Here is a 12224-nt window from a genome sequence, read left to right as displayed (position 1 = left end):
AAAAGCGGCGGTGGCGCGGGGAGGGTGTCGCCACCGCCGTAGGTGCCTACATCTTGACGCGCACACCCAAGCCGACGGTGCGATCCTGATAGCGGATGTCGCGTGGCCGCGTATCGCCGCTACCCCAGTACTGGTGGAGGTTGGCACCTAGAATGTTCGTGGCGTTGAACACCACCGTGACGTTCTTGTTGATGTCATAGCCCAACGAGAAATCCACCTGGTTCGCCGGCTTGACCTCGTCGTAAATGCCGGCCACGGTCGGCTGGTTGAAGCCGTCGATGTAGCGGCTGCGGAAGTTGTAGGCCAGTCGCGCCGACCAGTTGTAGCGCTCGTACATCAGCACCGCGTTGTAGTTGTTCTTGGAAACGTTCTGCAGCGGCGACTGTGTCATCGGGCCACCGAGATACTGCGGCGAGCGCGTCGAACCCTCGATGTAGGTGTAGTTGAACTGCGCACCCAGCCCGCTGAGAACGCCCGGCAGGAAATCGAAGAACTGCTGGTAGGCGAACTCAGCGCCATCGAGATGACCGGAACCGGCGCTTTGCGGCGAATTCAACTGGTACGGCTGGCCGCCGATGATGACATTCGTGGTGTAGTTCTGGATGTACCCGTTGATGTCGCGATAGAAGAGGCCACCGCTGATGTAGCTGGCCGGCCCGAAGTACCACTCCAGCGATGCGTCGTAATTGTTCGAACGTGTCGGCTTGAGGTCGGGATTGCCGCTGCTGGCGGCACCTGCACGATTGATGGTGCCCGGATTCAGCGAAATCGATGGGTTCAACGCTCCAAAGCCGGGGTAGGTGAGCGTCTTGGCCGCCACCAGGCGCAGTTGCAGTTGATCCGTGAAATGCAAGTTGAAGCTGAAGTTTGGCAGGTAGACGGGCGCGCTTGTGGAATCGGACAGCGGCGTGTAGATGTTGGTCGATGCGTCATAGGAATATGCATTCAAGTGGCGCTGCATGCGTTCCACGCGCATGCCAAGCAAGCCATCGAACGACAGGCCCAACAGTGTGTTGCCATAGCCCAACTGGGCATAGCCTGCCGAGGATTTCTCTTCGATTTGGTAGTAGCGCCCGGGATTCTCCGCCGCAGGCCCGGCGGGCAGGCCGTAGAGAGCGCGGATCGCATCGGCATTGCTGGTCAGGAAGTTGTAGCAGCCACTTAGCCATGTAACCGGGAGCGCGGACGTGGTCGGCTCGCTGCAGAAGTAGCCGTTCGGGAAGCGAGCGATGACCTGGTTGGCCGGATTCGGATTCAGGGAGATCGCACCGGTGCCGCCCGGTGGTGGCGTGGAGATGTCGTAGCTGCCGTGGTACTCGGCCTTGTGGTCTGCATAGCGCGCGCCGAAATCGAGATACTGGAAGAAATCGCCGTTGATGTCGAAGTTGCCGTCGGCGCGCCATGCCCACTGCTGTGCACGCTGTTCGTTCCAGTCCTGGAACAGGCCGTTGAGGTAGTAGTTGGCCGGATTGGTTTGCGGATTGCCGCCCAGGCCCCAGTTCTGCTGGTTGCCCGCGGTGCCTGTCCACACGGTGGTGATCGGCGCCTTCAGGAACGTGTCCACGATGAAGGTCTGCTCTTCAAACGACGTCGTGTTGAACGACAAGTCGCTGGATAGGCTCAGGCGATCGCCATGCCACTTCACACCCAGCGAATTCTGGATGTCGTGCCCCCATTCCGTATGCGCCTGCGTGCTGGTGGCCGCGTAAGTGTTGCCCGTCCACGTGCCGCTGGTGGCATCGCAGATGGTCTGTCCCTGGTACGGCGAGCCGGTCAACTGGTTGGCGTAGCAGTTGTTGCCCACCGTGTACTGAGTAGGCGTGACCGAACCGACCGGGAACGAGAAATAGAACGGCTGGTTGTATCTGTCGGAATCCCAGTCGTAGATGCCTTCCAGGTAGACCTCGGTGGAATCGTTCGGCTTCCACTGCAACGCGTAGTTGAACTCCTCGCGCGTGCGATCGCCGATGTTGTAGTCGGCACCGAAACCGTTCGGTGCCGCGATCAGGTTGCCGCTACCGGTGCGGATCGGGCTGCCGCTGCCATCGGTCAATACCTTCGGGAAATCCCCCCACACCGCGTTGTAGTCGTAGTGCTGGCGGCTATAGCCAACGTTGACCAAGGCGCCGATTTCGCCGATGCCCGTGCTCCAGCGATTGCTGAGCAGGAAACTTCCGGTGGGATCGACGTGCCCCCCGAAGTGGCTGTACGTCTTGGTGAAGGTGCCGGCTACCTTGCTGCCGGCGAAGTCGAACGGACGATACAACTCCATGTCGACGAGGCCAGCGATGCCGCCATCGATCAGGCTCGCTTCGCTGGTCTTGTAGACCTTGACGTCTTTGACTGCCGTGGCCGGCAGATTCTGGAACGCAAAAGCACGGCCTACACCGCTGAAGATCTCACGCCCGTTCAGCGTGGTGGCGACGTTTGGCAAGCCACGGATGACCACGGAAGCCGTCTCCCCTTGGAAATCCGGCGCGACCTGCACGCCGGTGATGCGCTGCATGGCGTCGGCGACGCTGTTGTCCGGCAGCTTGCCGATGTCCTCGGCCACGATGGAATCGACCACCATGCGCGAGTTCTGCTTGATCGTCTGCGCGCTTTCCAGGCTGCTGCGCAACGGGGTCACGGTGATCGTGGACAGGTTGACGGCATTCTTCTGCGCCTCCTCACGCTGCTTGTTCTTGTCCTCCTTGGTCTTGGCAGCGGGCGTCTGGCTCGTCGCGTCCTGTGCGGCAGCCGTCGCATTGCCCGGTAACGCATCGGCGGCATGCGCCGGGAAAAAGCAGGCACCGATGGCGCTCGCCAGCAGCGTTGCCGTGCATGAGACCAGGATCGGATGCTTCATACGTTTTCTCCCCAAGGTTCGTTAGATCGTGCTTAACAGCAGCGATGAGTGGAATGTCGATGCCCGCTGGCTCATCCCGTCGTTCACGGTGACTGACCAGCCTCGATGGAGCCGCCTGCCTGAAGGAGATCCGCCCTCCACTGCGCGCACCGCCCGGCATGTTTTCAATAGTCTGACAATAATCTATTTGTCGTACTATATGACTAACGATGCATCACTTGCACCGACTTGTCATGCTGCAGCGCATCGTCGTGGATCGGCGTTTTCCTACGGCCCTTTCAAAACGAAAACGCCCGGCTGGCCGGGCGTTTTCGTTTTCCTCGAGCAGAACCTGTCGGAGCGGGCGAAGCCGGCTCTTTTGCGCAGGTTTTAGGGACTCAGCGCCGCCGCAGGCACCACGCCCTTCGGCGAGTGGCTGAGCGCTCGAATGATCTGCGCCTCGCGCTCGCGATACGGTGTGCCGTCCTCGTGCAAGAGATCGTGGAACCAGATCGTGGGCGGCTGCAGCGTGTAGGGGCGCTGCCAGGAATCCCACGGCAGGTTGGTCTGCGTCTTGCCGAGCACGAAGCCCCAGTTGACCATGCCCACGTCCAGCTTCTTGCCCAGCGGCAACACGCCGTCGATGGTGGAGCCGGCACCGCGCGCCATGTACTCGGTGCAGATCAGCGGCCGGCCGTAGAGCTTGAGCTGGGCCACGCGGCGCTTGAAGTCTTCCGGCCAGCCGTAGTCGTGGAAGCTGATGATGTCGGACTGTTCGACCTGAGTGCGCTCCACCGCGTTGAGGTGCGCCGACGGGCTCCAGTCGGCGTCATGCCACAAGCCACTGGTGAGCGGTTGGGTCGGATGCTCGCTGCGCGCCCAGGCAAACACCTGCGGCAGCAGCTCGGCCACGCGCTCGAACTTGTCCTTCGGCTCACGCGCGTCGTAATTGCCACCGCCCGGATTGTCCGGCTCGTTCCACACGTCCCAGGCGAGGATGCGGTTGTCGCTGGCGAAGCTGCCCACGATGTCCTTCACGTACAGCTCGAAGCGCGGGTACTGGCTGCGATCGTCCATCGCCACGCCCGGCGATTGCACCCAGCCGGAGTTGTGCACACCGGGAATCGGCGGGTGCTGCGGACCCAGCTTCGGCTCCGGATCCCAGCATGAATCGAACAGCACGAAGATCGGCTTGATGTGGTGCTTCGCCGCGATGTCGAGGAAGGTGTTGATACGCTGCTTGAAGCCGGTCGCGTCCTGCTTCCAGAGCAGGTCGTGCAGGAACACGCGCATGGTGGTCATGCCCAGCGACTCGGCCCAGCCCAATTCCTGGTCGATGCGCTTCGGGTCGAACGTGGCCGCCTGCCACATCTCCAGCTCGTTGATGGCGTTCGAGGGAATGTAGTTGCTGCCCACCGGCCAGGGCTGTTTCGCGTACCAGGCCTGGGCCTGCGCCTTCGGCCAGCGCGCCGGCGCGTCGGCGTGCGCCGGTGCCGCCGTGGCGGCCACCATCACCGCAAGCAGCAGACAGGACAATGCGTATTTCATGGAACCTCCGTGACGACTTACTTCGGCGGCCCCTGCCGCCGGATATGCCCGCCGCCACACGGCGAGCCGGAATGGGCGCGACGCAGACTCGCGCTGGCGTGATGCCTGGCTAGCGGCCCGTGCCACCGTCCACCGAGAAGCGGTAGACGATGTGGTTGTGGTAGGTCTGCCCCGGCGCCAGCCGTGCCGAGCCGAAGTCGGGATGGTTCGGCGTGTCCGGGAACCTCTGCGGCTCAAGCACGAAGGCGTCGCCCTGACGGTAGATGCGGCCCGACTTGCCCACGCTGGTGCCGTCGAGGAAATTGCCCGAATAGAACTGCAGGCCCGGTTGCGCGGAGTAAAGCGTCAGCACGCGACCGCTGCGCGGGTCTTCCACTTTCGCTACCAGCCGCGGCGCGGAGGCCTCGGTACGACTGATCACCCAGTTCATGTCGTAGCCGTGGCCGCGCAGCAACTGCTGCTCCTTGCCGTCGCGGATGTCGCGGCCGATCGGCTTGCCCCGGCGGAAGTCGTAGTCGGTGCCGGCCACGGTGCGGAACTCGCCGGTGGGAATCAGCGTGTCGTCCACCGGCGTGATGCTGTCGCCCGGGATGGTGAGGATGTCGTCGTACACGCTGACCGAGCCTTCCCCGCCCAGGTTCCAGTAGGCGTGGTTGCTGAGGTTGACGATGGTGGGCTTGTCGGTGGTGGCGCTGTAGTCGATGTCCAGCTCGTGGCCGGCCTTGAGCGTGTAGGTGGCGGTGGCAGTGAGCGTGCCGGGATAGCCCTGGTCGCCGTCGGGGCTGACGTAGCGCAACGTCACGCTGGGCTCGGGCGACTTCACCACCTTCATCACCTGCCACACCACCTTGTCGAAGCCCTTCGCGCCGCCGTGCAGCGAGTTCGGCCCGTCGTTGAGGGTGAGCTGGTAGCTCTTGCCGTCCAGCGTGAAGCGGCCCCCCGCGATGCGGTTGGCGAAGCGCCCCACCGTGGCGCCGAAGTACTGCGGCTTGGCCAGGTAGTCGTGTAGATCGGGATAGGCCAGCACCACGTCCGCCAGCTTGCCGTCGCGATCCGGCAGCATGAGCGATTGCAGGCTGGCGCCGAGACTGATCACGCGGGCGGTGAAGCCATGGCCATCGTCCAGCGTCACCACTTCCACTTTGCGCCCGTCGGGCATCGTGCCGAAGACGGCGCGGCTGGCGTCGGCCGCCGCGCACAACCAGGGCGCGGCCAGCAACGGCAGGGAGATGGCGCAGGCGATCAGGTGCTTGTTCATCGTGCAGTCCCCGCTTCACGGAATGGCATCAGGCAAGTCTGAACATCAACATATAATAAGACATTTGGCAAGCCTATCCGCGCATGCAGGCCATCAAGGCTGGCGCGGCTCCGGTGCACTGGCATCCATCCGCAAGAGCAGCAGGTAGCTCGCCGCGGACCAACTGAAGTTCTGCGACTGCTCGCCCTGCCCGGTCAGCGGGTCGTAGTTCTCGCGGAACGTCGCCTGGCCGGCCGCCAGCCCCTGCGCGTCCAGCACCAGCCGGCGTGCCATTGCATCGGCTTGCGCGCGGTAACCGTAGCGCCACAGGGCCTCGACGCCGAACAGCGACTGATCCAGCCACACCGGTCCGCGCCAGTAGCCCTTCACCGGCGAGAAGCGCGGATCGTCTGCGGCCAGCGTCGGAAACGGCATGGACGTGGCGAACTTGCGCGGGTCCATCATCGTCTTCTCGACCGCGGCGGCCTGCGCGGCCGTCGCCACGCCGGCCCACAGCGGCGCCCAGCCTTCCGAGCCGTACACGCGCACGAATTCCGGCTTGCCGAGCTTGATGTCGAAGAACCAGCCTGCCTCGGCGTCGTACATCCGCGACTGGATCGCCGTCTTCAACGCGATGGCCCGCTGCCGCCACGTCGCCTCGTCCTTCGGCTTGCCGAGCAGCGCCGCGATCCGCGCGAGATCGACGTCCTCGCCGTAGAGGTAGGCATTGAGGTCGACCGAGGCCTGGTCCATCGACCACGCATGTTCGCCGTTCTTCAGCATCGCGATGCCGTCGAAGCGCACGGCGTTGTCCATGCCGCTTTCCCACTTCGCCGCGATCGCGGTGCCGTCGGTGGCACCGTATTCGGCGAGGCCGTCGTGGTCGTGGTCGCGCGCCGCGTACCACCAGCGGTGGTAGCGCACCAGCTTGTCGTACATCTCGGCCAGGAAGGCCCGATCACCGGAGGCGCGGTATACCTGCCATACCGCCCAAGTCGCCAGCGGCGGCTTGCTGTCGCGCCAGTTGTTGTCGGCACGGTCGAGGAACACGCAGTCGGGCACCATGCCGTCCGCAGCCTGGTAGTCGAACATCGCGCGGATCTGGTCGCGCGCCAGATCCGGCGCAAACCAGGCCAGCGCGGCCGCGTGCTTCCATGAATCCCAGGCCCAGAAGCCGTTGAAGTCCGGATTGGAATAGGAGGGCACCACGCCGTCGTGGCGCAGGTCGCCGCGTGCCGCACGCCAGTTGCCGATCAGGGTGACCACGGCCTTCGCGGCCACGCGCCGCGCGATGGCGTCGGGCAGGCCAGGCAGATGGCTGGCTTCCACCGACTTCAGATAACCGGCCCAGCGCACGCGGTTGGCCGCCCATGCTCCAGCATAGTCGAGCACAGGTGGCGTGGCGGTGCGCGTGTCGTGGCGCAGGGTCTGCACGACGTAAAGCGTGGCGGGTTTGCCGGGCGCCAGATGCAGCGGACGGTCCAGCGCGATCCGGTAGTCGTCGCCCGACACTTCGATCCGATCGGCGTTGATGCCATCGGCGTGCAGCTGCGTGTCGAGCTGCGTAGGCATATTCACGAAATTCCGTGTCACCGCGCCGCCGTCGCCGGCGAGGCGGCTCCCCGGCACGGGCATGACGTGCCCGCCAATCGCCACGTCGAGTTCGCGTGCCGTGGTGGACCGCAGTTCGATGCGCACCAGCGCATGCCAGGAGTCGGCAAAGAACAGCGTCTGCCGCACCGTGAGGCCCGGTGCAGCGAACTCGCGCTCCAGCGCGCCCGGCACGGCATGGCTCGCCACTTCCTGCAGCACGATGTCGCCCTTTCCACCGATATCGCGCAAGACGACCGCGGCGAAGCGCACACCCGTCCACTGCCCCGTACCCAGGCTGTGCACGAAGGGGCCGCTGAACCCCGTCGTGCCGTCGCCGACCTTCGGCAGGCTGTAGCCCTGCCACGCACCGGCGTCGAAGAAGATGTTGAAGCCACGGTCCGTCGGCGTACTTGGCGTACCTTGGAAATCGAACAGATCCCGATATGGCGTGGCGGCACCCGCCTGGCTCGCCGACACTGCCTCCGCGCGGAACACCATGGCCACGACCATGGCGAAAGCCAGGAACTTGATGAGTGAATGCATGGAACCGTGTCTCCACATGAACCCGCGCCTGCACGGCTGCCCAGTCTGCACCGCGGCTCCACCGATGTCGCCGATTCGCGCCGCCCCCTGTCTCGCCGCGCGCGACCGGCGCATGCTATTCCTCCCGGCTCGCCCGGAACCCGCGTCATGACCCTGCGCAGCCTGTTCGTCGACTTCAACAGCTACTTCGCCTCGGTGGAACAGCACGAGGTGCCGGCGCTGCGCGGGCGGCCGGTGGGTGTGGCGCCAGTGGCGGCGGAAACCACCAGCCTGATCGCCGCCAGCTACGAGGCCAAGGCGCGTGGCGTCGGCACCGGCACCATGGTCGGCGACGCGCGGCGGCTGTGCCCCGGCATCACCATCGTCGCCGCACGACCGGAACGCTACGTGCACTGGCACCATGTGCTGATCGAGGCGATCGACCACGCCATCCCGATCGCCCACGTCGGTTCGATCGACGAGATGGCTTGCGAGCTGGTCGGCCGTCAGCGCCAGCGCGCGGAGGCCGAACGCATCGCGCGGCAGGTGAAGGAGGAGATCGCGAAGGTCGCTCCCGGCGGCGCGATCCGCTGCTCGGTAGGCATCGCGCCGAATGACTTCCTCGCCAAGACCGCCACCGACATGCAGAAGCCCGACGGCCTGGTGGTGATCGAGCAGGCCGATCTGCCGCAGGCGCTGCACGGCCTCAAGCTGCGCGACCTGTGTGGCATCGGCGCCTCGATGGAAACACGCTTGAACGCCGAGGGCATCTTCACCGTGGCCCAGCTCACCGCGGCCTCGAAGCTGGTGCTGCGCCGCGCCTGGGGCGGCATCGAGGGCGAACGCATGTGGGGCCTGCTGCGCGGCACCTGGCTTCCCGTCGCCGCGACCACGCGCGGCTCGCTGGGCCACTCGCATGTGCTCGGTCCCGAGCTGCGCAACCCCGAGGGCGCACTGGCGGTGCTGAAGAAACTGCTGGTGAAGGCGGCGATGCGCCTGCGCCGCGAACAACTGCTGGCCGGCGCGATGGCGGTGCGCATCCGCTACGTCGGCTACGACGAGCGCTGGGAAGGCGCCGTCAACTTCGAGCCCACCGACGACAGCCGCGGCCTGTTGCATCTGCTGGCCGGCATGCTCGCCGCCGGCCGCGTACGCGGCCGCCTGCTGCCCGGCCCCGCGCGCGCCGTGCCGCTGTCGGTGAGCGTCACCCTGCTGCGCCTCGGCGAACGCGCACAGACCAGCGGCTCGCTGTTCGCGCCCGCCAGCGACACCCGCCAGATCGACGCGGTGGTGGACCGCATCAACACGAAGTACGGCCTCAACAAGGTCTACTTCGGCGGCATGCAGGCCGCGCTGGCCCACGACGCCGCGCCCATGCGCATCCCGTTCAACCGCATCCCCGACGGCGCCAGCGAGCACGAGGCCGAAGGCAACGCGCTATGGCTGCAATCGCTCAATCGGTTCAAGGCGATGGCGGAAGGAGAGCATCGGCGACGGGAGAGAGATCGAAGCGGTGCGCGCGGGGACAAGCCCCCGTCCGGCTGAAACCAGCCGCGCCAGGCAAGTGAATCTGGAACCGTTATTCAATGCATGCACGAAGTCAGCCGCTTCGTGCACGAGGACGGAGAATTTCCGGAAGGTTGGACGCTCAGTCCGGATCCTTCTCGTAACGCGCGATCCCTTCGGGCAGTTGCACCCAGGCGTGCCGGCGACACTCGTAGACCGAATCCTGCGGCGGCGGAAAAGCCGGATCGGCGAACGCGCCCACGGCCACCATCACGCAGTCGTCGTTGCCCTCCTCGGTGTGGAATACCGTGCTGCCGCAGATCGGGCAGAAGCGGAAGCGGAACGACGCGCCCGCATCGCCCGTGCGCACATACTCGGTCGCCGCGCCGTTCGCCTTCCAGGGCGCGGCATATGCGGCCAGTGCGGCAAAAACGCTGCCGGTACGCCGCTGGCAGGCCAGGCAATGACACACGCCGGCGCCCAGGGTCTCGCCCTGCACCTCGATGTTCAATTGTCCGCAACAGCATGAAGCGATCCGGCTTGTCATGGGAACCTCGCAGTGGTGATCTAGCGAAAACCAGTCGTCAACGGACGCGCCGCCGGTCATTGGCAAAACCCGGCGCGTCTCGACCTCTAAATAATGGCACCACATTCACTTTCAGATCGCCACGCGATCGGCCACCTACCCGCCGACTCCGCCGCCTCGGCCCAGCGCGCGGCCAGCCGCGGCGTGGTGATGCATACCGCCGTGTCGGTGACCGTGGTCATCGCGCGTTCCAGCAGTTGGATGTCGGCTTCGTGCTGGCGCGCCACATGCGGGTCCTCGAGGAGATCGCGCGATGGCAGCAACGTTCCAGCACCAGGTCGGCGATCTGCGAGCGGCCTGTTGATGCACGGAGGAGGCGAATCCCGAACCCCTTGTTTCGCGAAACCCTCATCTTGAGAGTTTTATGCTGCCTCACTTCGACTACCCGGGGAGGGCTGCCATGTTCAAGCATTCGGTACTCGTTTTGCTGCTCGCCGCGTGCGCCTCGCTTGCTTTTGCGGACAGCCCTCCGAAGGTTCGCCAGCCTACGCTCACGCCGCAATCGAGCGGCACCACACAGCTGCTGATCGCCGTCAGCCCGGTGAATTCGCGCGTGGTCTGGGCCTCTGGAGCCGGGGGAACCTACGTGGTGACCACCGACGGCGGCAATACCTGGAAGTCCGGCGTGGTACCCGGCGCGGAGAATCTGCAGTTCCGCGACGTCCATGCCGTGAGCGCCCGTATCGCCTACTTGTCGTCGATCGGCGCCAACACCACCGACTTCAAGATCTACAAAACCGTCGATGGCGGCGCGCACTGGACGGTGGAATTCACCAACCAGCTTGCTGGCGCGTTCTACGACTGTTTCGCCTTCTGGTCCCCCGACCGCGGCATCGCGCACAGCGATTCAGTGAGCGGAGTGTTTCCCGATCTGCGCACCTCCGACGGCATCCATTGGCGGTCGATCGCCGGCCATATGCCGCCGGCACTCCCCGGAGAAGCCTCGTTCGCATCGAGCGGAACCTGCATCACCACGCAGGGAAAGCAAAACGCGTGGATTGCCACCGGCGGTTCGACCACCGCACGCATCCTGGCGACGCGCGATGGCGGCAACAGCTGGAACGCTTATGCCACCCCGCTCATCAGCAACGCCAGTGCTGGCGGCTTGAGCGTGGCTTTCCGCGATGCGCGCAACGGGTTTGTCGGCGGCGGCGACTTGTCGAGCAATCTCTCAGCCGACGCAGCGACCTCTCACGATGGTGGCACGACCTGGACTCTGACCAACCCACCGCCGACCCCCGGAGCGGTCTTCTGCGTGGCGTACGCCCGAGGCCTGCGCGATCGCCACTTTTCAGCATCTTCCAACGACGAGGACGATCAGGGTCAAGACCCGCATGACCGTGGCGACCATCGCCCCCGATTCGACCGCACGGTCGTGATCACTGCCGAAACCGCACCCGACTTCAATTCAGGATCGGCGGCCTGGACTCCCGACGAAGGCCAGACCTGGTATTGGCTGCCCACCGTGAGCGGATACTGGGCCGTCGCTTTCGCGAATCCAAAAGCCGGATGGTTCGTCGGCAACAACGGACAGATCCTGAAGATCAGTTTCTGAACTTTGGGAAGTTCCAGGCAAGATCGAACTCGTGCAAGGGGAGTCGGCACTGGCGGGATGGTTCGGTTACTCCGTCGCGCCTCGCTTCGACCGAACCCTCTCCCGGAGGGAGAGGGTTCGCCCGTGAAGGTTCTCCTCACGCCACCGCCGCGACCGCTTCCACCTGCATGGCCAACACGCGCGCGATGGAAGCCGCCAAAACTGGGGGCAGAGTAGAGTTCGGGAAGTCCCTCCTTCCCCATTGCTTTTTGCCTGCTGATCCGCCGGCAAGCCGGCGCGCCATCCGTCGACTGCTGTCCGAAAGATTGGCCGCACGGGCCTCCGCATCGAACGGATGACGCGTCCCTGCCCGTCGTTTCCGGGTAAAGCGCACGGATTGACTACACGTGTAGCGATGCGATAGCTTGGCTACACGTGTAGTCAAGGAGCGCAAGATGCCAACCGCGATAAGCAGGGCGTGGGTAGCGGCTGTCCTGGGTATGAGCTTCATGCAAACGGCGGCAGGTGCTGCAGGCTGCTCGGCCACCGCGTCGACTTTCGAAGCGGAAAGCGCAAGCTACCATCGGCAATTCGTCCCGGTGGCGGATGGCGTACGGTTGGAGGTGCTCGATTGGGGCGGCACTGGGCGACCACTAGTACTCTTGGCGGGGCTTGGCAATACGGCGCATGTGTTCGATTCGATTGCCCCGGAATTGGCGCGACATTTTCACGTTTATGGCATCACTAGCAGGCTGTTGAGAAACCTCCGCGCGCCGCCGCGGTCATAGACGTTCTCAATCACTGACCGCCCGATCCGATGCGCAGCCCCGACGTCCAGCAGCTTGGCATGTTCTCGTATGTATCGGTCGAA

The 12224-nt window shown here is 64.9% G+C and carries 7 protein-coding genes and 1 pseudogene; 2 read left to right on the top strand and 6 right to left on the bottom strand.

Annotated elements, in window-relative coordinates; all coding sequences use genetic code 11:
- Positions 1–46: 46 nt before the first annotated feature.
- The 4 genes from B0E52_RS16285 to B0E52_RS16270 all read right to left on the bottom strand — a co-directional run bounded on the left by B0E52_RS16285 (position 47) and on the right by B0E52_RS16270 (position 7748).
- Entirely contained in the window at positions 47–2848 is a 2802-nt protein-coding gene (locus tag B0E52_RS16285; RefSeq protein WP_077485542.1) for a TonB-dependent receptor, read from the bottom strand.
- A 369-nt stretch (positions 2849–3217) separates the two neighbouring features.
- Positions 3218–4375, bottom strand: a complete 1158-nt coding sequence (locus tag B0E52_RS16280) for a 1,4-beta-xylanase (protein WP_077485540.1) — start codon at positions 4373–4375, stop codon at positions 3218–3220.
- A 109-nt stretch (positions 4376–4484) separates the two neighbouring features.
- Positions 4485–5633, bottom strand: coding sequence for an aldose epimerase family protein (locus B0E52_RS16275; RefSeq protein ID WP_077485539.1), 1149 nt, complete (start codon positions 5631–5633; stop codon positions 4485–4487).
- 93 nt (positions 5634–5726) lie between these two features.
- Positions 5727–7748 carry a trehalase family glycosidase gene (locus tag B0E52_RS16270; RefSeq protein WP_168174212.1) on the bottom strand — a complete coding sequence of 674 codons (2022 nt, stop codon included), beginning with the start codon at positions 7746–7748 and terminating at the stop codon, positions 5727–5729.
- Between the two features lie 147 nt (positions 7749–7895).
- Here B0E52_RS16270 and B0E52_RS16265 point away from each other — a divergent pair, with 147 nt between their 5' ends.
- On the top strand, positions 7896–9272 hold the full coding sequence (locus tag B0E52_RS16265; protein WP_077485535.1) for a hypothetical protein: 1377 nt from the start codon (positions 7896–7898) through the stop codon (positions 9270–9272).
- Positions 9273–9375: 103 nt separating this feature from the next.
- Here the strand turns inward: B0E52_RS16265 and B0E52_RS16260 are convergent, their stop codons facing one another.
- Together B0E52_RS16260 and B0E52_RS16255 are read right to left on the bottom strand one after the other, a co-directional pair.
- Complete coding sequence (locus tag B0E52_RS16260; RefSeq protein ID WP_254426846.1) at positions 9376–9840, bottom strand: GFA family protein; 465 nt, start codon at positions 9838–9840, stop codon at positions 9376–9378.
- Positions 9841–9866: 26 nt separating this feature from the next.
- A pseudogene (locus B0E52_RS16255) lies at positions 9867–10117 on the bottom strand (hypothetical protein); the annotation flags it as partial.
- A gap of 102 nt (positions 10118–10219) precedes the next feature.
- Here B0E52_RS16255 and B0E52_RS16250 point away from each other — a divergent pair.
- Positions 10220–11374 carry a hypothetical protein gene (locus B0E52_RS16250; RefSeq protein ID WP_077485532.1) on the top strand — a complete coding sequence of 385 codons (1155 nt, stop codon included), beginning with the start codon at positions 10220–10222 and terminating at the stop codon, positions 11372–11374.
- Positions 11375–12224: the final 850 nt, after the last annotated feature.

It is taken from the genome of Rhodanobacter sp. C06, assembly GCF_002001105.1.
GTDB lineage: Bacteria > Pseudomonadota > Gammaproteobacteria > Xanthomonadales > Rhodanobacteraceae > Rhodanobacter_A.
This window is presented reverse-complemented; position numbering and strand designations above follow the sequence as displayed.

What these genes read in the sequence shown, in the direction of transcription:
- B0E52_RS16285 (WP_077485542.1), bottom strand. Translation starts at nt 2,848, where the DNA reads ATGAAGCATCCGATCCTGGTCTCATGCACGGCAACGCTGCTGGCGAGC.
- B0E52_RS16280 (WP_077485540.1), bottom strand. Translation starts at nt 4,375, where the DNA reads ATGAAATACGCATTGTCCTGTCTGCTGCTTGCGGTGATGGTGGCCGCC.
- B0E52_RS16275 (WP_077485539.1), bottom strand. Translation starts at nt 5,633, where the DNA reads ATGAACAAGCACCTGATCGCCTGCGCCATCTCCCTGCCGTTGCTGGCC.
- B0E52_RS16270 (WP_168174212.1), bottom strand. Translation starts at nt 7,748, where the DNA reads ATGCATTCACTCATCAAGTTCCTGGCTTTCGCCATGGTCGTGGCCATG.
- B0E52_RS16265 (WP_077485535.1), top strand. Translation starts at nt 7,896, where the DNA reads ATGACCCTGCGCAGCCTGTTCGTCGACTTCAACAGCTACTTCGCCTCG.
- B0E52_RS16260 (WP_254426846.1), bottom strand. Translation starts at nt 9,840, where the DNA reads ATGACCGGCGGCGCGTCCGTTGACGACTGGTTTTCGCTAGATCACCAC.
- B0E52_RS16250 (WP_077485532.1), top strand. Translation starts at nt 10,220, where the DNA reads ATGTTCAAGCATTCGGTACTCGTTTTGCTGCTCGCCGCGTGCGCCTCG.